At 59.0% G+C, this 22,271-nt stretch carries 23 protein-coding genes, 1 pseudogene and 1 riboswitch; of the genes and pseudogenes, 8 read left to right on the forward strand and 16 right to left on the reverse strand.

What is annotated here, in order from left to right; genetic code table 11:
- The 4 genes from C9413_RS08300 to ribB all read left to right on the forward strand — a co-directional run.
- The coding region (locus tag C9413_RS08300; RefSeq protein WP_170250355.1) for an ATP-binding cassette domain-containing protein at positions 1-716 on the forward strand (716 nt) is incomplete at its 5' end.
- A gap of 22 nt (positions 717-738) precedes the next feature.
- On the forward strand, positions 739-1,527 hold the full coding sequence (locus tag C9413_RS08305; protein WP_170250356.1) for an SDR family oxidoreductase: 789 nt from the start codon (positions 739-741) through the stop codon (positions 1,525-1,527).
- A gap of 348 nt (positions 1,528-1,875) precedes the next feature.
- Complete coding sequence (locus tag C9413_RS08310) at positions 1,876-2,658, forward strand: glucose 1-dehydrogenase (protein WP_040115967.1); 783 nt, start codon at positions 1,876-1,878, stop codon at positions 2,656-2,658.
- A 105-nt stretch (positions 2,659-2,763) separates the two neighbouring features.
- Positions 2,764-2,908, forward strand: a riboswitch (FMN riboswitch).
- Between the two features lie 115 nt (positions 2,909-3,023).
- Positions 3,024-3,650 (forward strand): 3,4-dihydroxy-2-butanone-4-phosphate synthase, encoded by a 627-nt coding sequence (ribB, locus tag C9413_RS08315; RefSeq protein WP_170250357.1) that lies wholly within the window; start codon positions 3,024-3,026, stop codon positions 3,648-3,650.
- Between the two features lie 151 nt (positions 3,651-3,801).
- On the opposite strand, the gene C9413_RS08320 is transcribed toward ribB, so the two are convergent.
- Positions 3,802-4,062, reverse strand: a complete 261-nt coding sequence (locus C9413_RS08320) for a hypothetical protein (RefSeq protein ID WP_246703718.1) — start codon at positions 4,060-4,062, stop codon at positions 3,802-3,804.
- Here C9413_RS08320 and C9413_RS08325 point away from each other — a divergent pair.
- The gene (locus C9413_RS08325) at positions 4,061-4,369 is read left to right on the forward strand and encodes a hypothetical protein (protein ID WP_170250354.1); all 309 of its coding nucleotides are present in this window, start codon (positions 4,061-4,063) and stop codon (positions 4,367-4,369) included. The two genes, C9413_RS08320 and C9413_RS08325, sit on opposite strands and share 2 nt — an antisense overlap.
- A 131-nt stretch (positions 4,370-4,500) precedes the next feature.
- Here the strand turns inward: C9413_RS08325 and C9413_RS08330 are convergent, their stop codons facing one another.
- From C9413_RS08330 to C9413_RS08340, 3 genes are all read right to left on the reverse strand, one after another.
- On the reverse strand, positions 4,501-4,803 hold the full coding sequence (locus C9413_RS08330) for a hypothetical protein (RefSeq protein ID WP_040115970.1): 303 nt from the start codon (positions 4,801-4,803) through the stop codon (positions 4,501-4,503).
- A gap of 626 nt (positions 4,804-5,429) precedes the next feature.
- Complete coding sequence (locus C9413_RS08335; protein ID WP_063856027.1) at positions 5,430-7,163, reverse strand: cache domain-containing protein; 1,734 nt, start codon at positions 7,161-7,163, stop codon at positions 5,430-5,432.
- Between the two features lie 793 nt (positions 7,164-7,956).
- A complete protein-coding gene (locus tag C9413_RS08340; RefSeq protein WP_170250358.1) occupies positions 7,957-8,826 on the reverse strand; it encodes a hypothetical protein in 870 nt (289 codons plus the stop codon).
- 373 nt (positions 8,827-9,199) lie between these two features.
- Between C9413_RS08340 and C9413_RS08345 the strand changes: the two genes are divergently transcribed.
- The gene (locus C9413_RS08345) at positions 9,200-9,544 is read left to right on the forward strand and encodes a hypothetical protein (RefSeq protein WP_040115972.1); all 345 of its coding nucleotides are present in this window, start codon (positions 9,200-9,202) and stop codon (positions 9,542-9,544) included.
- A 266-nt stretch (positions 9,545-9,810) separates the two neighbouring features.
- Positions 9,811-10,260 carry a DoxX family protein gene (locus tag C9413_RS08350; protein WP_040115973.1) on the forward strand — a complete coding sequence of 150 codons (450 nt, stop codon included), beginning with the start codon at positions 9,811-9,813 and terminating at the stop codon, positions 10,258-10,260.
- 155 nt (positions 10,261-10,415) lie between these two features.
- On the opposite strand, the pseudogene C9413_RS08355 reads toward C9413_RS08350, so the two are convergent.
- From C9413_RS08355 to C9413_RS08380, 6 genes and pseudogenes are all read right to left on the reverse strand, one after another.
- Positions 10,416-10,710, reverse strand: a pseudogene (locus tag C9413_RS08355) (DUF736 domain-containing protein).
- A 365-nt stretch (positions 10,711-11,075) separates the two neighbouring features.
- The gene (locus C9413_RS08360; RefSeq protein WP_040115974.1) at positions 11,076-11,801 is read right to left on the reverse strand and encodes a ribonuclease activity regulator RraA; all 726 of its coding nucleotides are present in this window, start codon (positions 11,799-11,801) and stop codon (positions 11,076-11,078) included.
- Positions 11,802-11,822: 21 nt separating this feature from the next.
- Entirely contained in the window at positions 11,823-13,559 is a 1,737-nt protein-coding gene (gene araD / locus C9413_RS08365) for an L-arabinonate dehydratase (RefSeq protein ID WP_040115975.1), read from the reverse strand.
- Between the two features lie 55 nt (positions 13,560-13,614).
- Positions 13,615-14,487 (reverse strand): ABC transporter permease, encoded by an 873-nt coding sequence (locus C9413_RS08370; protein ID WP_040115976.1) that lies wholly within the window; start codon positions 14,485-14,487, stop codon positions 13,615-13,617.
- Positions 14,488-14,493: 6 nt separating this feature from the next.
- The gene (locus C9413_RS08375) at positions 14,494-15,306 is read right to left on the reverse strand and encodes an ABC transporter ATP-binding protein (RefSeq protein ID WP_052451865.1); all 813 of its coding nucleotides are present in this window, start codon (positions 15,304-15,306) and stop codon (positions 14,494-14,496) included.
- 75 nt (positions 15,307-15,381) lie between these two features.
- Positions 15,382-16,386, reverse strand: a complete 1,005-nt coding sequence (locus C9413_RS08380) for an ABC transporter substrate-binding protein (protein WP_040115977.1) — start codon at positions 16,384-16,386, stop codon at positions 15,382-15,384.
- 152 nt (positions 16,387-16,538) lie between these two features.
- Here C9413_RS08380 and C9413_RS08385 point away from each other — a divergent pair, with 152 nt between their 5' ends.
- Positions 16,539-17,234 (forward strand): GntR family transcriptional regulator, encoded by a 696-nt coding sequence (locus C9413_RS08385; protein ID WP_052451867.1) that lies wholly within the window; start codon positions 16,539-16,541, stop codon positions 17,232-17,234.
- Positions 17,235-17,385: 151 nt separating this feature from the next.
- On the opposite strand, the gene C9413_RS08390 is transcribed toward C9413_RS08385, so the two are convergent.
- The 6 genes from C9413_RS08390 to C9413_RS08415 form a co-directional block, all read right to left on the reverse strand.
- Positions 17,386-18,462 carry an ABC transporter ATP-binding protein gene (locus tag C9413_RS08390; RefSeq protein ID WP_170250359.1) on the reverse strand — a complete coding sequence of 359 codons (1,077 nt, stop codon included), beginning with the start codon at positions 18,460-18,462 and terminating at the stop codon, positions 17,386-17,388.
- Positions 18,459-19,259 carry an ABC transporter permease gene (locus tag C9413_RS08395; RefSeq protein WP_040115979.1) on the reverse strand — a complete coding sequence of 267 codons (801 nt, stop codon included), beginning with the start codon at positions 19,257-19,259 and terminating at the stop codon, positions 18,459-18,461. The genes C9413_RS08390 and C9413_RS08395 overlap by 4 nt, the downstream gene beginning before the upstream one ends.
- Before the next feature lies 1 nt (position 19,260).
- Positions 19,261-20,133 carry an ABC transporter permease gene (locus C9413_RS08400; protein WP_040115980.1) on the reverse strand — a complete coding sequence of 291 codons (873 nt, stop codon included), beginning with the start codon at positions 20,131-20,133 and terminating at the stop codon, positions 19,261-19,263.
- 117 nt (positions 20,134-20,250) lie between these two features.
- The gene (locus C9413_RS08405; protein ID WP_040115981.1) at positions 20,251-21,261 is read right to left on the reverse strand and encodes an ABC transporter substrate-binding protein; all 1,011 of its coding nucleotides are present in this window, start codon (positions 21,259-21,261) and stop codon (positions 20,251-20,253) included.
- A gap of 39 nt (positions 21,262-21,300) precedes the next feature.
- Positions 21,301-21,633: an NIPSNAP family protein gene (locus C9413_RS08410; RefSeq protein ID WP_040116677.1), complete on the reverse strand. Its 333-nt coding sequence runs from the start codon at positions 21,631-21,633 to the stop codon at positions 21,301-21,303.
- A gap of 5 nt (positions 21,634-21,638) precedes the next feature.
- The coding region (locus C9413_RS08415) for an aldehyde dehydrogenase family protein (protein WP_170250360.1) at positions 21,639-22,271 on the reverse strand (633 nt) is incomplete at its 5' end.

A 22,271-nucleotide genomic window follows, 5' to 3' on the forward strand; every position in this document is an offset into this window, starting at 1 on the left:
ATACTGTACTTGAGGTGTCGGGGCTCAGTTCTCCGGACAATTCGTTCCGCGACGTTACCTTCGACGTGAAGGCAGGCGAAATCCTTGGAATTGCCGGACTGGTCGGCGCCGGCCGCACCGAACTTGTGCGCGCCATTTCGGGAGCGGATCCGATCGGTGCAGGCTCGATCAAGCTGGAAGGCGAAGAACTGCGGCTCCGTGATCCTGCCGACGCGATCGCCAAAGGCATCGTAATGGTTCCGGAAGATCGCAAGGACCAGGGACTGGTGGTCGAGCACCGGATCGGAGAGAACATCATCTACGCCAATCTTGACATGTTGGGTGGGCATTGGATCACACCGCGCGTCAAGCGCTCGTTCGCGCAGAAGGCGGTTGCCAAGTTCGGCGTCAAGGGTCGTGCGGAGCAGTATGCGTCGGACCTGTCCGGCGGCAACCAGCAGAAGGTCGTCATCGCGAAATGGCTCATGCGCAATCCCAAGGTCGTGGTCCTCGACGAACCCACGAGAGGCATCGACGTCGGCGCCCGAGCGGGCATCTACGAGATCATCGTCAATCTTGCGAAACAGGGCGTGGCGGTCATCGTCGTGAGCTCGGACCTCGAGGAAGTTCTCGGCGTCTCAAATCGCATTCTCGTGCTTGCCCAGGGCAAGCAGGCCGGCATTCTCAATCGTGACCAGGCAAACGACGTCTCGGTCATGGAGCTCGCTACAATCTAAATAGACAGAGAAAGGAAGAGCGGTGTCCGACATCACTCTGAACGCCCCGAAGCTTTTCGATCTCAGCGGCCAGGTTGCCATCGTGACCGGAGCCGGAAGTGGGATTGGGCAGCGCATTGCCATGGGTCTTGCACAGTGCGGCGCCGACGTCGCGCTGCTCGACCGTCGAACTGACGACGGACTGGCCAACACCGCTAGATACATTCAGGGCGCAGGCCGCCGTTCTCTCCAGATCGCGGCGGACGTCACGAGCAAGTATTCCCTTGCAGATGCGGTCACACGCACCGAGGCGGAGCTCGGCGCACTGACGCTTGCCGTCAACGCCGCAGGTATTGCCAACGCCAACCCGGCGGAAGAGATGGAAGAGGATCAGTACCAGACGTTGATGGACATTAACCTGAAAGGGGTCTTCCTTTCATGCCAGGCCGAGGCCCGTGCCATGTTGAAGAACGGACGCGGGTCGATCGTCAATATTGCGTCCATGTCCGGCGTGATCGTCAACCGGGGACTGAGCCAGGCGCACTATAACGCTTCCAAGGCCGGCGTAATCCATATGTCGAAGTCCATGGCGATGGAATGGGTCGGCCGTGGCATCCGCGTCAACACGATCTCGCCCGGATACACGGCGACGCCGATGAACACGCGTCCCGAGATGGTCCATCAGACCAAGCTCTTTGAAGAGCAGACGCCGATGCAGCGCATGGCAGCGGTCGACGAGATGGTCGGTCCGGCGGTGTTCCTGCTGTCGAACGCGGTAAGTTTCGTGCCAGGCGTCGATCTGCTTGTCGACGGCGGTTTCTGCGGCTGGTGATGCCATGCGAAAGCTGATTGCCGGCAACTAGAAAATACACGGTCTCGCTTCCTCCCTGGCCGAGATCGAGGCGCTGAAGGGACTTACGAGCGAGGCGGCGTGCGACATCGTCGTCCGCTCGCCCTTCACGCCGATCGAGAACCCGCAAAGCGCACCCGAAGGGTTAGACCGCGATTACCGGGGCCCGACACCGCAAGCGAAAGGCGTCGGGCGCCTGCACCACAGGCGGCCACTGCGGTTCACAAGCCAAGATCATTTCGGCAGCCGCTTGAAGCAGCATGACGCAACAGGAACTGCCGGCTCTGCGGCCGACGCCCGATATCGCCTGGCAACGGGAAAGGAAGAGAAATGAAACGCTTCGAAAACAAGACCGTCGTCATCACCGGAGCCAGCCGCGGAATCGGCGCAGCGATCGCCAAGCGGTTTGCGAGAGAAGGCGCCAATCTCGTGGTTTCAGCAAACGAAGAGTCGGTCCATGCAGTCGCCGAGCAAATCAAAACCGATGCCGGCAATGCTATCTCCTTCGTCGGAGACGTCACCGACAAAGCCAGCGTGAAGGCTCTCTATGACGCAGCGGAGAAAGCTTACGGCACGGTCGACGTGTCGATCCAGAACGCCGGCGTCATCACCATCGCCCGGATCGAAGACATGACGGAAGGCGAGTGGGACAGGGTCATGGCCGTCAACACCAAGGGCGTCTTCTTGTGCGCGCAGGAAGCAATTCTGCGCATGCGCAGGCTGGGACGCGGCGGCCGCATCATCAACACCGCCTCCGGCCAGGCGCGCGACGGCTTCATCTACACCCCACACTACGCCGCTTCAAAAATGGGCGTCGTCGGGATCACCCAGAGCCTTGCCAAGGAAGTCGCGACCGAAAACATCACCGTCAATGCCTTCTGCCCCGGTATCATCGAAACGGACATGTGGGCCTATAACGATCAGGCCTGGGGCAAACTCCTCGGCAATTACGGCCCCGGAGAACTGATGAAAGAGTGGATCGAGGGGATTCCCATGAAGCGGGCAGGATCTGGCGAAGATGTCGCCGGTCTCGTCACCTTCCTTGCCAGCGACGATGCTGCCTATATTACCGGCCAGACGATCAACGTCGATGGCGGCCTGATCATGTCGTAGCTTCATTCGATAATGAGGAACGGTGCGTTCACCGCGAAAAACAGATTCTCGATGGGCAGCAGCTGGCAGCCTCTTGCAGAATACGGCATTGATCCTCTATGTTACACGCGTTCTCAGGGCGGGGTGCAATTCCCCACCGGCGGTATCGAGGCAACTCGGAGCCCGCGAGCGCCTTCGTGGAAGCGGAGGGTCAGCAGATCCGGTGAGATGCCGGAGCCGACGGTTACAGTCCGGATGGAAGAGAGCAATGCAGCGGACGCCGCCTCATGAGCGGCGTTTCCTATGCTTGTTCGCCCAAGGGAAAATGGTGGCTTTGACAGGCCATGCGCGCCGCTCACGACGGCTAACCCTTGAAAGGCATGAAAATGGCAATTTCCAAAATCGACGATGCGGTCGCCGCTATTGCGCGAGGCGATATCGTCGTCGTTGTCGATGACCGTGACCGGGAAAACGAAGGCGATCTCGTGATCGCGTCGGAGGCCGTCACTCCGCAAGCAATCGCGTTCATGATGAACCACGCCCGCGGCCTTATCTGCGTTGCGATGGAAGGCGACAGGCTCGACGAACTCGATATTCCTTTGATGGTTCCACGCAACACCGAAGTGCTGAAGACGGCCTTCACCGTCTCCGTGGACTACATTCCCGAAACGACGACTGGAATATCGGCCGCCGACAGGGCTGCCACCGTTCAAGCACTCGTCAGAACAGGCTCTCGCCCAGAGGATTTTGCCCGGCCAGGTCATATCTTTCCGCCCCGGGCCCACCCGAACGGCGTTCTTTCCCGCCCTGGCCACACCGAAGCAGCGGTGGATCTCGCCAAGCTTGCCGGTCTGTCCCCGTCCGGGGTGATCTGCGAGGTGGCCAACGACGACGGCACGATGGCACGCCTTCCCGAACTCGAGCGGTTTTCTGAACGGCATGGCCTCCATCTGATCACCATCGAAGACTTGATCGCATACAGGGCAGCCAGTGTTCCCGTTAAGGCAGCCTGAAATCCGGTTGCCCGTTTAGGTTTGAGCGGTCTTTCTCCCCTAGCCGCTCGAACCTGGTCCGGCGCTTGCGATCTTGCGATGAACGATGCGAGCTAATCGCTCATCGAAAGGCGGGTGAACGCGTGGCTGCGGCCCGCACAGTCGAAAAAACTTACATAGATTGTGTGCTTCGCCATTCGACAACATCCGCGCTTTGAACCCAGATGGTTTCCTCTTCGCCAGCGCGGCCATGCTCCAATTTATATGTGGCGACCTCGCCGAAGGTGTCGGCATATGCCAGCAGGCGCTCCAGCGACGCGTCGGGCGGCGACGCTACTCGTTCCAAAGCCTCGCGCGTCACGATCACGAGCCAGTTTGCCGCGATGTCGGTCATTGGGATATGGCCGTTTTCATTGGTGACGAACGGCGGCATGTTCGGGCGCATTTTAAGCGACATTGATTTTCCTCGGTCGAACGACGGGATGTCTCTGGTGCGGCTCGACGTCCTTCTGAGCTACCTTGTGCCAGTGATCGGTGGAAAGATCGCGCTGGCGATCAGCACCGCATCATCAAGTTGGATTTCACGAGCGCAGGCTTCGGAGCAATGCGGGGTCCTGCTTAAAGCCGTCGATCTCATTCTGGGCCCTAAAATACGCCTCTCTCCAAAGCCTGTAGCGAACCGGATCCCTTTGGGGATCATACGGATTGTCACCCAGCAACTTTCCAGTTTTTGGCGCTAGCGCGCCCATGTTTTCAGCTTGCCAGTCGTCCAGTTCCCTTCTGCTGCCTTCAAACATCGTCCATTTCCTCGTAATCAAAGCCTGCGCTAGTTCTGCCGCCGCATGATCGAGCCTCGCCTTTGAGCAAGGCGTTAATGAACAATAGAACGGAGCTTCGTCGGAAGACCTTGGATCGCGAAGCGATGAAGCGGTGAACCTGCAAAGGCCGTCTCCATTTTCCGAGACTTCCCGAATTGCCGATCAAGTTCATTGGCAAGGTTGGTGGGATCCGTCATTCCCTGTTGAAAGAGGCGGATCATCAGCTTGGCTGCTGCATTGAAAGGTCGAGGCGGTTCGATAAGAATATCGTCTGTATAGCCAGCATCACTCAGCACCTGCTGCAGCATGCCGAGGTCTTTGCTCGTCAGATATTTCGTAGAAAATTCGGAAGACATCAGGCCCTCCTTTCGGTCGGGGCAAGAGCATGGCGGCCCTCAAACAGCAGCCCCCGTGATGATGACTGCTGGAGGCGGGAACCATGCGCTGCCACCAGAAGCAAAGCAAATGAAATCTTTCGAAGATGCTAAAATACAACCGACCGGCAAGCGGGCCGCATTTGCCCGACCAGCCGCAATGGAAACGCGACGTAGATACCGGGCAGAGGACCTTAATCGCGATCCGCCATCGACAGAGTCTCGACGGTTCCCACTCACGTCATTTCGATACCGAGGCAGCAGCCGGCGAGGCGCTAATGAACCGCCGACGAAGACCCGCGTTCACGCGTGTTGCCACCTACGATAACCGTCAACAACCGTTGTCCTCTCATCAGGAGCGACCTGATAATAGCGATACCATTCACCGACGGCCCGCCAGAGCACGGCAAAATCGGGTTCCCGCACCAGTCTTTGCAGCATGATTGATCTCGCATTCATGAGACCAAATGCTAAGTCGGGCGGAATTTTCTTCAACGGAAGAAGGTGCTATTCAGCGCGAATGACCTGGACGTCAGGCGAGCCTGCAAACAGCCTGCATGCGCACGAGGCTCAGTGCCTTTGACGGTCCGTCGCAGCCGCAGCCTTTCTCAACTGTGGCTCGCTTTGCGCGGATTCTCGATTGCGTCATCCTCGCTTTGGGCGCGGGCAGCCTGGAAAGACGTCGCCGGATGATCATCCGCCGGATCTCCCGGCAAAGAAAATGCGAGTTCAAATATCAGGCCGCTGGTCCCGTAGGTGGAAAGGCTTTTTGCCTGGTATTTTGCCGGGAATGCCTTTTCGATCAGCACTGAGCCGAACCCTCTAGCGTTCGGCCGAGTAACCTCGGGGCCCCCTGATTCCTGCCAAGTCAGCAGAACCCGCCGGTCCTTGAGGGTCCAGTTAATGACAATACGGCCCTCGTCGGTGCTGAGCGCGCCGTATTTCATCGCGTTCGTGCCGAGCTCGTGCACGACCAGCGACAGGGCCAGCGTGAGTTCCGCCGGTAGAGAAACCTGTGGACCTGTTACTTCCATTCGGCTGGCATCGACCTCATGGTGGGGGCGCAGCGACTTTCGGATCGTCTCGGACATATCCGCCGAATGGGCCTCTCTTGTGAGAATGAGGTCGTAGGCTCCTGCCAGCGCCGTTAGCCTTTCGGAGAACACGGCATAGCGCGACGGATCGCTCTTCGCAAAACTCTGTCGGGCGATCGCCTGCACCAGAGCGTAGCCGTTCTTGACTCTGTGGGCCATCTCCCGCGACAGCAGGTCTCTTTCGTCCTCTGCCTCCTTCGCTTGCCGGTGCCGGGCGTCCAGTTCGTCGAGGAGACTGTCCAGTGTCGCACCCACAGCACCGAGTTCATCTTTCGCCGGATTCATTCCCGTGCGCACGTCGGTTCTGCCGGCGCGCCAGTCTCCCATCACGCGAGCTATGTGGTGGATCGGCCTCACGATGAACCGGTTGCCTATGAGAACGGCGGCCAGAAAGGCGAGCAGTGCGCCGCCGAGGATGGACAGCGCGTTGACTTCCGTCGCTCGGTTGATCGGTGCGAATGCCTCTTCCTTCGAGATGCTGGCGCCGATGTAGAGCGGGTTGTTTGGAAGCTTGATCGGGCGATATCCAAGGATCCGTTCGATTCCGTCCTGCCCAGTAACCTCGATGATACCTGGTAAATCCGCATAGATCAGGTGTTGAAAGGCAGCAGGTATGGCGGTTCCGACAAAACGCTCGGGATTTGGCACGCGTGCCAGTATCGTCCCCTTGCTGTCGGCGATCGTAATGGCATTGCCACCCTCTACGCCGCGTTCTGCGATCCTGTCTTGCAGCCATTCCAAGCGTAGGCCCGTCACCAGCACACGTTGGGCGACCCCCTCTTTCATCAGCGGCATCGCTACCGGAAGGACTGCACCCTTCGACATCCGGCTGTCGGTGTAGGTGCCGACGACAAACCGGCCTGACGCCAGGGCTTGCCTGAAGTAGTCCCGATCCGCGAACCGGACGCCGCTCGGCGGCTCGACGCTGCCGCAGACAGGATGCCCCTTCAAGTCGGTCACAAAAATCGTGCGAATATTGGACACGCTCGAGGCAACCGACCGAAGGGCCCGATCGCAAGCCGCCGCGTCGAGATCCTGGATGGCTGGCATTGAGGCAACGGCGACAAGAAGGCCATGCAGCCCTTCGATGATTCGTTCGACTTCGGAAGCCGCCAGGCGTGCGGCCTGCGCAGCATTGCCCCTGATTTCCTCGTTGCGCTGAAGGCGTGTCTCTACTTCGTTATAAACGAGCATCGCGACAACTGGCGCTAGCGCCGCAACCGCGACTGCAACGAGCTTCAGTCTCATTCTTCCGCCCTTTGGATCGCAAGGATCCGTTCCCCAACCAGGTTTCGATAGCATGACTATTCAGCCCTGACTATCCATGTGTGTCATTCCTACACTGGATCGCCCTTCATGCCAGAACGGAGCCAAAGGACCATGAATGAGACACCTTAGTTTAGGAAACACCGCTCATGAAAAAATCGTTCATCAGCGTTGCGAATGACCTATGCGAACCGGCTGCTGGGAGAAAGAGGGCTGAGGACGGCACTCGAAAGCTTGAGTGCATTCGAGCCACACCTTCTCGCACCGCATGCTGCAAAACTCATTTCTTATGCCGGCAGCCGGTGCGCCTAAGGCGCGACCACGTAAATGAAGGCCTCTAGTTGCCCATCAGGCGTACTGATCTTCGCCCGTATACGGCGATACCCCCGCCCCTTCGAATGCGTCGAGCCGTTCCAAGTGGTCGATCCGGCGACTCGAACAAAAGCACGTTCACTGCCGCGACGCCGCTTTCATCGAGCAGCAAGCCTGGAAAACCAAGGGCAGCTTCCCATCCGGATTCCACGAGAGTCCCTCGGACCGTCCCCTTCCGCCAGGTTCCTTCCAGGCCGGCAAGCTGGTAATGGTTCACCCGGCCGGGGGCCAGCGATCCGTAAGTTGCAAGCCGGTGTTCGGCAGCGATCGTGGAATCCTGTCCAATAGGTCTGTAAGCACACACCTGGTTCTCTCGCGATGCGTGACGCAGGGCAGCTTCGCAGTCGCGCATTCAAACGCGAATTTAGCCGGCCCTTATGCCGATGTATATGAATGCACTCAATTACTTTCGTCTGCGTCGTTCCCGGGATCGCGCCAGCCGGCGGACGGGCCTCAGCTCAACGATACTCGGAAGCCACCATTCTCGCCTCCGGTTTTCTGGAACCGGCTTCGCGGGCCATGTGGAGATCAGTTCGTCCAGCGTCGGCGTCCGCCACAGTCCCCATACGTGGTCTTCCGTCGCACCCGGATAGAAATCCGCAACGGTATCTGGCTCGACGAGTTCGCCGGTGATCTCCGTAAAGACGATGACACCGTACTGTTCGGTCGCCACTGGCCGGTGCAACGGCGGCAGGTCGTTGCACGCCAGCGGATAGCGACGACGCTTCCTCTCGACCGAGCGAAGTCGGGCGCGCCTGTCGTCCTCGGTTCCCTTTCGCTCTTCAGCCCTGCGCTTTCGTTCTTCGGGCTCGTTCCGCCGGGCCGCGGCCTCGATCGTCGCCCATCGCCGCCTTAGATCGTCGAACGACCGGAAGGGCACATGCCAGACCCTGAGATCGCTGTCCCATTGGGCCCAGGGAACTTCGCGCAGCTCATCAACGACAGTCCGGGAAAACGGCGTCCGGACCCGTAAGCCCGCCTCCCCGACCTCCAGATAGGGACTTTCGATCGGATCGAACTGGAAGGCGTCGCGTCCCTTCTCGTCCGCATAGGCTTCGACCTGCGTTGCCTCATGCGCCTGCCAGCGGGCGATCCGGCGACCGGCAGTCTTCCTGGGGACGAACCATGCCTTGAGGTCCTCGCTCCACCGCGCTTGGGGAAAAGCCGCGCGAAAACGCTCGACCGTCAGTCGGTCGTAGGGAAATGAGGTGATTTGCCCGATCTTCTCTTTGAAGGCGCCTTCGGGCGTCTGCTGTTCTCGGCGGTTCGACATGGTGAGCTCGACTTTCCCTTGAGAAACGCTGTGACGTGCCGCGCGGTTTCCTCCAGCCGCGATCAGATTTACCTCCGACGCTCGACACGCATGCGGTGAAGCGCAGGTCCATTCCATCGGCGCCAGTGGATTTCCTCATGTCAGAAGGAGAGGTTGGGTGCGGGCAGAGTTGCTCCCTGGCATCGAGGCCTTTGGTCCGCTCTTGACGAGGACTAGGAGAGGGCCTAGACGGCGGCACCGCGCTGAGATGCAGGCGGACTGGGAGAGACCCGGCTTGACGAGGAGCCGGGTCTTTTGCCGCAGGGCGGAGCAAAAATTTCCTTAGTCTGCTTCTCACCGGATTTGCACGTTGAAGAACTGGAGAGAAGCACTTATGCGCAATATTTTTAAATCGGCTTTGATCGGTCTCGCCGCACTGGGTTGCGTGACGATCAGCCATTCCCTTGCGGGCGCGCAGGAACTGGAACTGCGGGTAGGTCCAGGTGGAGTTGGTATTTACGATCGCGACCGCGATCGGGACCGGTATTTCGATCGCCGCTATAGGCCGGCTCGCCGGGCGTGCGACCCAGACGATGCGCTTGACAGTGCGCGCGACGCAGGTCTCCGTCGCGCTCGTATCGTTCGTGTCTCGCCACGCAGTGTCGTGGTCCAAGGCTTTACGCGCCGTGGTCCCGCACGGATAGTATTTGCCAACGTGCGCGGATGCCCCGAGATCTAAAATCTATTTGCTGGAAGCTCAGCCCGCCACTGTTATGAGTGGCGGGCTATTTGTTTTCCGAACCTCTTCGGGCCGGACCTTGCGATCAAGGACAAAGCTCACAAAGGGCATGGGCAGCGTCTGCCCGCTCCGCACCGCGCAGCTATTGTGACGTCGAAATCACGTCATTGTTAACTCGAACCATCATATTTTATCCTCGTCCGACTTGGCTCTTGAACCGGTTCACGGCAGATGTGTTGCATCGCAATGAAACGGAAAGGTCACCCATGACAGATTTTGCCGATAGCCGACCCCGCCCGATGGTGCCGGCACTTCAGAGAATTTACATGCCATTTAACACCATCGCTGAAACGGCTCTGCGTGTGATCGCCGGCGGACTGCTGGTGACCCATGGCTACGGCAAGATCCTGAATCCCTTCGGAGCTGCCGGCATGGTGGAAGGTCTCGGCTTCTATCCCGGTTTTTTCTGGTCGCCGTTGCTTGCGGCAACCGAATTCTTCGGCGGCATTTTGATCGCAATCGGGCTGTTCACGCGGCCAGCCGCTTTCGCTGCAATGATCGTGCTGTTGGTCACTGTCTATTTCCATGGCGTGGTGCGGGGTGAAGGCCTTGGTGGCGCCGAAAAATCGATCCTCTGGACTGCCATTTTCTTGTTCTTCGCGGTTCGGGGATCGAATTCGCAGTCTGTAGATGCCAAACTTGGCAAGCAGATCTGAATCCGAAGTCTAAGCACCTGGGGAAACGGCACGGCATCGCCGTTACCCTTTGTGACTGCTCCAAACGCAACCCAGAGCGGACGCTGATGAGACGAGGGCCGCGAAAGGACCGGGCTCAGCACCTGCCAGCTTCCAACCGGGGCTCCTCCTTTCCGTCAGCGGCGCGTGTTGCGTGACCAGAGGAGCTGGAGGCCTTCCTGGCCCTGGAGCCCGGTCAGGCTGGCGTAGATCGGAGCTGGGAAGTTCGGATCGTCGAGCTTGACTGAGATGTAGTCGCGTTCGGTTTCGCAGGCCTGTTTCTCGCCGCCGATACCGAACCCGACATTGCCGGCCAGCATCCCGAAGTCGGGAGGAGGTGCATTCGACACGAACAATCTTCGCTTTGACGTTGAGGTTGAGGGTCTTGATGCCGAGGAAGCCGTCGGTCGATGTTGCTCGGGCCGCGCCCATCGCTGCCTCACGATGGCTGTCGATCATGAGGACGATCGGTACGCACCCGCAGGGCTTCGACAGTGGTCCTCAATACCGGTCATAAGATCCCCGTGGATGTCTTCGGACGCAACCAGCAGGCCATGTGCAACGGTGTGGGAACGTCCGATGAGTTTGTCTTTCCCGCGCTTCGTCAGGGTGACTGTTCAACCAAAGTCGCTCGTCGGGGAACGATCGAAGCGGTCGGCTTTCTTGGTACGGCGGAAAGCGTCCAGCTTTCGTCCTGTCATGTCCTGGCTCGAAAGCGTCCAGGGCGTTTGGCAACAGTTCTGACTGCAACTGAGCGTTCGGGTTCGGGGAATGGGTGCGGCTTACGCCGCTCGGGCTCAGCGCCCGGTTCTTTTACGCCATTGAGCATAGTCGTTTTGCGCTTTGTCGGTCGTTGGCGGATAAAGGCCGATTACGGCAGCTCCGTCTTGGACCTGTTCGAGAACGAACTCCTCGAAGCTTTCCATCCCGGCGCATTCCTCGGCGATCTCATCGGCCAAATGCGCTGGAATGATCATGACACCGTCACCATCACCGACGAGCACGTCTCCGGGAAAAACAGGGGCGTCACCGCAGCAAATCGGCACGTTGATGTCGAGCGCTTCGTGGAGGGTTAGATTGGTCGGCGCCGACGGGCGCTGATGGTAAGCCGGCATATCCAACCTGCCGATGCCTTCGGCGTCGCGAAAGCCTCCGTCAGATACGACGCCGGCGCAGCCGCGCATCGCAAGCCTTGTAACGAGAATAGAGCCTGCCGATGCGGCCCGCGCATCCTTCCTGCTGTCCATGACAAGCACCCAACCAGGCGGGCAGGTTTCGACCGCGACACGTTGCGGGTGGTCCGCGTTGCGGAACACGGTGATAGGATTGCGATCCTCGCGCGCCGGAATGTAGCGAAGGGTAAAGGCCTGTCCGACCATGTTTTTGCCCTTCCAGGCGACCGGGTGGACATTCTGGATGAACTGGTTGCGCAGGCCGCGTTTGTAGAGCGCAGTGGCAACGGAGGCGGTCGACGCCTTCATCAATTTTGCGCGGATTTCGTCGGAAAGAGCGTAGTCGGTCATTATCATCTCCGGCTGAATAGATCAGTTGATCGCTGGTTCATCGACCTGAGGGCCGAATTCCGTCTTCAGGAAATCGAAATCGCAGCCCTTGTCGGCCTGTTCGATATGTTTGGAAAATAGGAAGCCGTAGCCGCGGCCATAGCGTGGAGCCGGCGGCTTCCACGACTGTCGGCGAAGCGCGAGTTCTTCGTCCGGTACGAGCATGTTCAGGCTGCGGTTGGGGATATCGAGCTCGACGATGTCGCCAGTCTTCAAAAGCGCCAGCGGGCCTCCGACATAGGATTCCGGCGCCACATGCAGCACGCAGGCGCCGAAAGAAGTGCCGGACATGCGCGCATCCGACAGTCGCACCATGTCTCGCAGGCCGCGCTTCAACAGCGCCTTGGGCATGGGAATCATGCCCCATTCAGGCATTCCCGGTCCACCCTGCGGCCCGGCGTTGCGCAAGACGAGAACAGTCTCCGGCGTCATCGGGTAGTCGGGATCGTCGATGATCGTCTTCAGCTCGGCGTAGCTATCAGCCACAAGAGCCGGACCTTTATGCCGGTGGAATTTCGGGTCGCAGGCGGCAGGCTTGATCACCGCGCCGTCGGGACTGAGATTGCCCTTGAGGACGGCAAGCGATCCCTCGTGATAGACCGGGTTCGACAGTGGCCGGATGACGTCGTCATTCCAGACCTTTACCAAGTCGAGACCCTCCGTAAGCGGCTTGCCGGTGACGGTGATCGCTGACGAATTGAGCTTGTCGCCCAGTTGCTTCATCAGCGCCCGCAGACCACCGGCGTAGTAAAAATCCTCCATCAGGTATGTCGCACCCGATGGCCGGATATTGGCAATGACGGGCGTTTTGCGTCCGATGCGGTCGAGGTCGTCCAGTTCCAGCGCAATCCCGGCGCGGCGTGCCATGGCGATCAAATGAATGATGGCATTCGTAGAACAGCCGGTCGCCATCGCCACGGTCACGGCGTTCTCCACTGCTGCCGCCGTGACGATCATGTCCGGCGTCAGGTCCTCCCAGACCATATCGACGATGCGCCGGCCGCATTGCGTGGACATGCGCTGATGACCTGCATCGGCGGCGGGGATGGAGGAGGCGCCAGGAAGCGTCAGTCCCATGGCCTCGGCGATCGCCGTCATTGTCGATGCCGTTCCCATGGTCATGCAGTGGCCATAGGAGCGGGCGATACCCCCCTCGATCCCTTGCCACTCTTCCTTGGAAATCGTGCCGGCGCGGCGTTCGTCCCAGAACTTGAATCCGTCGGTACCGGAACCCAGATGCCTGCCCGCCCAGTTGCCGCGCAGCATCGGTCCGGCAGGCAGGTAGATAAAGGGAAGACCCATGCTGAGCGCGCCCATCACCAAGCCCGGAGTGGTCTTGTCGCAACCACCCATGAGGACCGCGCCGTCGATGGGATGGGAGCGCAGCAATTCCTCGCTCTCCATCGCCAGCATATTGCGGTAGAGCATGGTCGTTGGCTTGACGAAATTTTCAGACAGTGACAGCGCTGGAAGCTCCATCGGGAAGCCTCCTGCCTGCAGCACGCCGCGCTTGACCCATTCCACTCGGTCCTTGAAGTGCATGTGGCAGGGCTGCGCATCCGACCAGGTGTTGAGGATGGCGATGATCGGGCGCCCCTCCCAGTCGGCGGGGTCGTAGCCCATCTGCATGGTGCGCGATCTGTGGCCGAAGGATCTTTGATCATCGGGGACCATCCAGCGGGCGGAGCGGAGCTGCTCGTAGGTTCTGCGTGTTTTCATGGCATTGTCCGACAAGGATGATGAACGGAGGCGAATGCAGACAAGGAAGCAGTCTTCATTCCTTCATGCCCCATTTCTGGATAGTATTGCGTTCAATCGTCTGGAAGACCAGATTTTCGACCACCAGACCGATGACGATGACAGTCAGCAGTCCGGCAAAAACGGCCGGGATGTCGAGAAGGTTGCGGTTTTCGAAGATGAACCAGCCAAGGCCGCCCTGCCCGGACGAGACGCCGAAGACGAGTTCGGCGGCAATCAGGGTGCGCCAGGCGAAGGCCCAGCCGATCTTTAGACCGGTAAGGATCGAGGGAAAGGCAGCCGGGATGAGAATGCGAACGACGTAGGACAAGCCAGACAGGCCGTAATTGGCTCCGACCATGCGCAGAGTGCGGGAAACGCCGAGAAAGCCGGAATGGGTGTTCAGCGCCACGGCCCAGAGCGCGGAATGCACAAGCACGAAGACGAGGCTTGAGGCGCCGAGGCCAAACCAGATAAGCGCCAGCGGCAGAAGTGAAATGGCCGGAAGCGGGTTGAACATGGCGGTCATCGTCTCGAGGAAGTCGGTGCCGATGCGCGTGTTGATCGCCAACACGGTCAGGATGGCCGCCAGGATCGTTCCCGCCGCATATCCCATCAACAGGATCTTCAAGGTGGTCCAGATGCGCGCCGGCAGCGTGCCATCCGCGAAGCGATCGACGAGCGTCACCAGCGTGTCGGCGAGGGTCGGAAATAGAAGCGGGTTGTCCAGATAAGTGGCGTAGACCTGCCACAGCAGCGCAAGCACGATAATCAGCAGGGCCTTTCGAATAGCGCCGATACCCCAGATGAGCTCAACTGGCCCGAGCTTCTGTTCGATCGCGGCGATGTTGCCATAGGCCGGGCGCGCGTTTGCGCTGTCTTCGGCCAGCAGGATCTGTGGTGCGCTCATGATGGCTTACTCCCGATGGCCAGGTTCAGAAAACAGAAGATCGTGGATATCCCCCTCGAGTGCAGCTGCGGTCCCGTCCTCGTTCGAGGCTTTGTCGACATCCACGACTTCCGCTTTGACGCGCCCCGGGTGGGGTGACAGAAGCAGGATACGGTTGGAGATCTTGATCGCTTCGGCGATCGAATGGGTGACGAAGATGACGGTAAACTTCGTATCATCCCAAAGCTGAAGCAGTTCGTCCTGCATCTGGCGGCGCGTCAGCGCGTCGAGCGCCGCGAAAGGTTCATCCATCAGCAGGATGTCGGGTTGCATCGCCATGCCGCGCGCAATGGCGACACGCTGTTTCATGCCGCCAGATAGGGTATGGGGAAAACTGTCGACGGCGCGCGTCAGCTTTACCTTGTCGATATAGGCGCGGGCGATTTCCTCCGCTTCCTTTGGCTGCAGCTTGCGCGCAACCAGCAGCGGAAACATCACATTTTCCAGAACGGTCTTCCAGGGCATCAGCTGATCGAATTCCTGAAACACCATCATGCGGTCCGGACCCGGTTTCGTCACCGTCCGGCCGTTGATGCGGATGGAACCGGCGACGGGCTTCATGTATCCGCCTACTGCCTTCAGCAACGTCGACTTACCGCAGCCCGATGGACCTAGAAGCACGAACCGGTCTGATTTGCGGACGTGGAAAGAGACCTGTTCGGTGGCGGTGACCAGCAGGTTGGGCGTCTTGTAGCGCAGCGTAACTTTCTCGACACTCAAGAGTGGTTCAGCTTGCGCAATAGCCTGATGCGCCGGTGAAGTTGCTACGGACTGGAACATTGACGACGTCCTCACGTGAAAAGGGGCGGGCATATCCGGCAGACAGCGGCCTGCCTTCTGCCGGATGAATGTTGATCAGTTGCCGTTGAGGTCGGCGGATTCAGGCAAGTAATAGTCGGTCCATGCTTTTGGCTGCATCTTCAGCGTCCCGATCTTGTTCAGATGCGTTGCGAACTTCATCGTGCCCTGCGGCTCGGTCCGATAGTCGTCGATGAAACCCGGCTCGTTCATGATCGCCATCAGATCATCGATCGACGTTTTGTCACCGGTGATCGTCTTGTAAGCTTCGAGGGCGCCCTTTGGATCGTTCTTGATGTAGGCCACTGCTTGCTTGGTCGCCTCACGCACGGCCTTGATGATGACGGGATTGCTTTCAGCAAACGCGGTCGTCGTGAAGAACGTCGCCTGCGTGAGGGAACCTCCGATGATCTCGCGCGAGTCCGTGACGCGATGCACGCCCTTCTGTTTTAGCTCGATGTACTGGAAGGGCGGAGCTGAGAAATGGTTCTTGACTTCGTGATTGGGGTTGGCGATGGCCGCGACTGCATCCGGATGGCCAAGCTGCACGGTATTGCTGTCGAGCTTGCGAACCTGGTCTTCGCCATACTTTGCGGCGGCGACCATTTGCAGCAGAATCGCCTGTGTCGAGACGCCGACGGTCGGAACGGCGATCTTGTCGCTCGGACCGATATCATCGAGTGATTTGATCTTGGGATCATTGGAGACCAGGATGACCGGTTGCGCGGAGCTCGGAATGATGCCTTTTACGCGGCCCTTCGTGCGATCCCAAAGCAGAAGAAGATTACCCGACCCCGTGTTGACGATGTCGACATTGCCTGCGAGCAGTGCATCGGTCTGCGCTCCACCGCCGCTGAAGGTTCGCCATTCGATACCGAGGCCGTCCAGCCCCTCCTTCGCAGCCTGTTTCTCGATGAGCTTTTGCGTCTCCATGACGTGGCTCGCAAGATACAGGATCCCTGGCTGTCGTGTGATGGAGATCGCCGTCTTTTCCTGAGCCGAAGCCGGAAGCGTGGTTGCGAAAAAAGCTGCGATCGCGGCAGCACCCAAAAGTCTCAACATCCTATCCTCCCACTGTAAATTCCAAACGTATGAAACGTGCCTCCCAGCACCGGCAGAGTGAAACACTAAAATATCAGTTGGTCAACTGTGTTAATATATTAGTTTGAGATGAAGCGTCTTACCGGCTATGATACGCGTCAAAGTGAGGTTTCATGGACGCTCTGAACGATGTTTCCCCGACAATTGCGCTCAAACGCACCTCGACCTCGCGCCAGCTCTACGACGTGCTGCGCGGGCGCATCATCTCGCTCGATCTGCCCCCGGGCATGCATCTGTCGCGCAGCGAGATCGCCTTGGCCTACGGTGTCAGCCAGACACCGGTGCGTGACGCTCTGCAAATGTTGGAGGGCGAAGGCCTCGTGGTGGTTTATCCGCAGTCCCGCACGGAGGTCACACGGATCGATTTGCGCCAGGCGCGCGAGACGCAGTTCCTGCGGCTCTCTCTTGAACTGGAAGTCATTCGGTCTCTGACGGAAAACCAGCCCGAAGCCGTCATCAAACAATCCGATCGTCTGGTGGCCCGTCAAGAAACGGCGCTCAACGTGGATCACGACCTCGAACGCTTCGCGCTTCTCGATCGCCAGTTCCACCAAACCCTGTTCGAAGGTGCGGGCGTTGCCGACCTCTGGGTGCTGGTCCAGTCGCGATCCGGGCATATTGATCGGCTTCGCAAGCTCAATTTGATGGATCCCGGCAAAGCCGGCACGATCTTGTGTTCGCACCGGGAAATAATGGACAATGTGCGAGGCGGAGACATCCCGCGGGCACAGGAAGCCGTACGCCGCCACCTTACAGGCACGCTTGCCACCGTCGACGCAATTCGCGAGGCACATAGTCACTTCTTTTGAGAGGTAGCGCTTAAGGGAGATGTTGTTCTGGGCCTTTTAGGGTCAGACCAACACAATCTCAGATTGCTCGATACCGAAAGATCAGTGCCGAACGACGCCTCCGGACTTCGCTGGAGAGAGCGAATGATCGCCGGGCTTCATATCGCAAACCTCAACAGAACACGTGCGCGGCGCCGGGGTCGAATTCAAGGTGAACCCGGTCTCCAGGGTTCAGGCCGGCGATTGCCTCGTGCCCGAATGGCAGTCGCACCGACAAGGCTTCACCGGCGGCCGTAGCCGTTGCCACATGGATATTATTGCCGAGGAAGGTGATGTCCTTGACTGTTGCACTGACACCGTTGCCGCCATCATGACGCGATAGCCGAATGCGTTCCGGCCTCAGCATGAGAGCCCCCTTCGCGTTGGAAACCGCCTTGCCATGGACCGGGATCCGGTCAAAAACTGCGCTGCCGCCCAGTGAGATCGTCGCCTTTCCATCTGCACATGACAGCAGATCGCAGGAAATGAAGTCGCTGTCGCCGATGAATTCAGCGACAAAACGCGTACGCGGGTTGGCATAGAGTTGCGGCCCAGTGCCAATTTGATCGATGATGCCCTTAGAGAATACCGCGATGCGATCGGACAGCCGCAGCGCTTCTTCCTGGTCATGGGTCACGTATAGGATCGTCACTTCAGTTTGCTGGGGGATCCTGCGGATTTCGTGCTGAATTTCCTCCCGCAGCTTCTTGTCAAGCGCCGAGAGCGGCTCGTCCATCAGAAGTACCGGAGGATCGTAGGCAAGCGCCCTGGCGAGGGCGACACGTTGCTGCTGACCGCCTGACATCTGTACGGGCTTGCGATCCTCGTATCCTTCAAGTCTAACGAGACGCAGCATCTCCTTCACCTTGGTGTCGACCTCGGCCTTGGACTTGCGTCTGACCTTCAGCGGAAAGGCAATGTTTTCACCAACGGTCAGATGCGGAAACAACGTGTAGCGCTGAAAGACCATTCCAATATTGCGCTTGTGCGAAGGGGTTTCCAGCAGGGTCTTGCCGTCAAGCGTTATGTCGCCTTTTGTCGGAGTTTCAAAACCCGCCAGGATGTAAAGCGTCGTGCTCTTTCCCGAACCCGACGGTCCCAAGAAGGTCAGAAACTCACCGCGCTGAACGTGTAGGTTGACATCGTGAACCGCGACAACAGGGCCGTACTCCTTGCGGATGCCTTTGATCTGAAGGAAAGCGTCATTCATGATTTCAGTACCTTGCGTGCGAGAGCGACAAGCGCCATCAAGAGGATCGTCAAAAGGATGAGAAGCGTCGACGCGGCAGCCACGACCGGCGTAAGATCCTGCCTGAGCGTGGCCCATACTTTTACCGGCAGGGTCTGCAGCGTTGGGCTCGCCATGAAGATCGCCACAACCACCTCGTCCCAGGATGTCAGGAACGAAAAGACAGCGGCGGAAAATATTCCGTGGCTGATTGCAGGCAGCGTTACTCGGATCCTCGCCTCAAGCGGCGAGGCGCCGCAAAGTATCGCCGCGTCCTCGATGGACTTATCGAAGCATTCAAGCGCACTGGAAATGGACAGAATGGAGAACGGAAGAGCAAGGACGAGGTGAGAGATCACGAAGCCAGCCAAGGTTCCACCGAGCCCCACCCTTAGAAAGAATGCGTAGAGTGCGACGGCAAGAACGACGACGGGAAGGATCATCGGCGTCAGGAAAAGCGCCTTGAGTGCGTCACGGAAAAGGAACGTTCCTCGAACCAACCCGAACGACGTCACCAGGCCGAGCAGAACGGATAGCACGGTGACGATTGATGCGATCTTAAAGCTCGTCCAGGCCGATTCCAGCCACCGGCGATCGGCCAGAAGTTCCCCGTACCATTGCAGCGTCCAGCCAGGAGGCGGAAAGATCAGCCACTGCGAGGATCCAAAGGAAAGGGCCGCGATAAAGAAGATCGGCAGCAGCAAAAATGCAGCCGCAAGGATGGTGATCGTCAAAAGCGCGTATTTCCACCAGCCGAGACGATCGAAGTTAAGCAGCATGTCAGCGCCCTCCGGTGTTCTGACTGCCGAAGAAACGCAGCTGAACGACATAGAGAGAAAGCGTTACAACGAGGAGTACCAGGGCGGCCGCTCCCCCCATGCCCCAATTGACCAGGGACTGGACGAACTGGGCAATCAGCTCGGCCAGCATCATGTTCGCCGTGCCGCCGAGAAGCGAGGGGGTAACGAAATAGCCAAGCGACATGACGAAAACCAAGAGGGCACCGGCAGCCATGCCCGGTACGGCCAGCGGCAGGAGAACGCGCGTGAGACATTGCCGCCGGCTGGCACCGCAAAGGGCAGCCGCCTGCAGGATTGCCGGGTCGATCTTCTTGATCACTCCGTAGAGCGGCAGGATGATGAAGGGCAGCATGATATAGGTCATGCCGATCGTTACACCTGTCAGATTGTTGACGAGCGGCAACGGCTGATTGATCAGCCCCATGCCCATCAGCATCTTGTTGATGAGACCCGTCCGTTGCAAAAGCACCATCCAGGCATAGGTGCGCGCCAGCAGATTTGTCCACATCGAGAGCAGCAGGATCGCAAAAATCACCGATGCCAGCCTTCCAGGCATGATTGCCAGCGCCCAGGCAACGGGAAAGCCGATCAAGAGCGAAATAGCGGTCACCAATCCTGATACGATGAAGGTATTGGCGAAAATCTTGAGATAGGTTGCTGATCCAAGCAGCTCAGCATAGTTGCCGAAGCCGGGAACCGGTTCCAATACACTTCGTAGCAACAGTGCCGCCACCGGCACGATGAAGAAGATGGCCACGAAGGCAAGAGCCGGGACGACCCCGCTGAACCCTGCTCGCCTGAGCGCTCTTGGCACCGGCGCACTCACGCTGGAAGCATCACTATAGGTCGACATGACAGTCCTTCCTGCCGAACGTTCAGACAAGCGCCGCAGGTCCCGGGGCGGGCCGAGCACGCTGCGCTTTCAGCACGGCGGGCATGGGCTCGCCGTGCGTTGCGCTGCATTTTCAGCCTATTTTGCCTGCCATGCGTACCACCGCTCGCCGATGGCATCCCGGTTTTTTGCCCAGTAGCTCATGTCAGCATTGACTTGGCTGGCCGTTTGCTGGTCCGGCAGTGTCTTGGCCGTCTCGGCATCCATCAACTTGGCCGATTCCAGATTGATCGGCGCGTATCCGGTGGCTTTCGCAAGCGCTGCCTGCGGTTCTGCCGAGGTTGCCAACGCGATGAACTTCATGGCTGCCTCAAGATTCGGAGCCCCTTTCGGAACGACAAGCGAATCCGCGGCGGTAATATTCTGCTCCCAGGAGGTTTCTGCGTTAACGCCGCTTTTGGCGAGCGCTGTCATGCGGCCGTTCCAGAGGCTTCCGAACGGTGCTTCGGCGGATGCCAGCAGCTGCTGCGACTGGGCGCCGCCTGACCACCAGATAATCTCCGACTTGATCGTATCGAGCTTCTTGAATGCTCGATCGAGGTCAAGCGGATAGAGCTTGTCGGCGGCAACACCGTCAGCCAGGAGGGCCGCCTCAATCACACCGGGAGCCGACCATTTATAGAAGGTGCGCTTGCCTGGAAATTTCGCCGTGTCGAACAGATCGGCCCAGGTCTTCGGGCAAGCAGTAACCGCATCCGCATTGCAGCCGATCACAAAGGAATAGTAGAAGCTGCCGACGGAATAATCCGTTACGAAACGCGGATCGAGCTTGGACTTGTCGATAACGGAGAAATCCAGCTTCTCAAGCAGCCCGTTTTTGCCTGCCTGCGCGGCATAGTCACCTTCGACATCGACGACGTCCCAGGTTACCTGGTTCGCCTCGACCATGGCCTTCAGCTTGCCGTAATCAGTGGGGCCATCCTGCATCACTTGCAGTCCGGTCTTTTCTGTATATGGGTTCGCCCAGGCTGCCTTTTGCGCGTCCTGCGTCGTCCCTCCCCAGCTTGAGAAGACGAGCGTTTCGGCTTTTGCGGGAATGGCGAGCGCCATGATTGCCGCCAAGGCCGTGAATGCAAATGTGTGTTTCATGTTCCCTTTTCCTTGTTTTGGAGTGTCTTATGCGCATTCCTATGCCGGCAGTCCGTCCCCGCTTTCTGGAGAGAAGCTGGTTGCCTTCATAATCTTGTTTTCCGCCACTTCGATCAGATCGCGAATTTTCGGCAGAAAGGCCTGCCACCGAGGGTCAGCCATAAGGCGCATGCGCCTTGCCTCACGGTCGTCCAGGCTGGAAAACGCCCAGATGTGGACGATCTCGTTGATGGTGCCGATCTCCGAATAGAAATAACCGACGAGGTTGCCGAGATGGCTCTTTTGAATGGCTATCCCCTCCTCTTCTACAACCTTCAGATATTGCGGGATCGCACCGTTCTTCAGTCTGTAAGTCCGGATCTCGTAAAACATCGCCATCACCGCATCACGAAAGGATCAGGAATCGGGTCGTCCGACGTCCTCAGCCAGATCGTTTTTGTCCGGGTGTAGTCGAGCACTGCGGCCATGCCGCCTTCCCTGCCATGCCCGGACAGACCGAACCCGCCAAATGGCGCGATCGGCGAGACGGCGCGATAGGTGTTGACCCAGACGATGCCGGCGCGAATTCCCTTCATCAGGCGATGAGCCCGCGTCAGGTTTTGGGTGAAGACCCCGGAGGCAAGCCCATAGTGCGTATCGTTCGCAAGCGCGAGCGCTTCGGATTCTGTTTCGAACGAGACGACGGACAGAACTGGACCGAAGAATTCGTTGACAAGCGAAGGAGAATTGACGCCGTCGCAGTCAAGAATTGTCGGCGCGAAGTAGAAGCCTTCACCGCCGGGCCTATGGCCGCCGGTGATTAGGCGGGCGCCGCTTTGAAGGGACTTGTCGAGGAGCGCTGCTATGTGCTCCTGCTGGCGCCGCGTTGCAAGCGGACCGACCTCGGTCGCCATGTCCAAGGGAGCACCGATACGGATCGCCTCTGCCTTGCCCGTCAAGAGGGGCAGGCACTCCTCCTTGGTACGCCGCACGACGATCAGCAGCCCGCGTGCGACGCAGCTGTAGCCGGT

The sequence above is a fragment of the Rhizobium sp. SEMIA 4085 genome (assembly GCF_013004495.1).
In the GTDB taxonomy this organism is placed as follows: Bacteria; Pseudomonadota; Alphaproteobacteria; order Rhizobiales; family Rhizobiaceae; genus Rhizobium; species Rhizobium gallicum.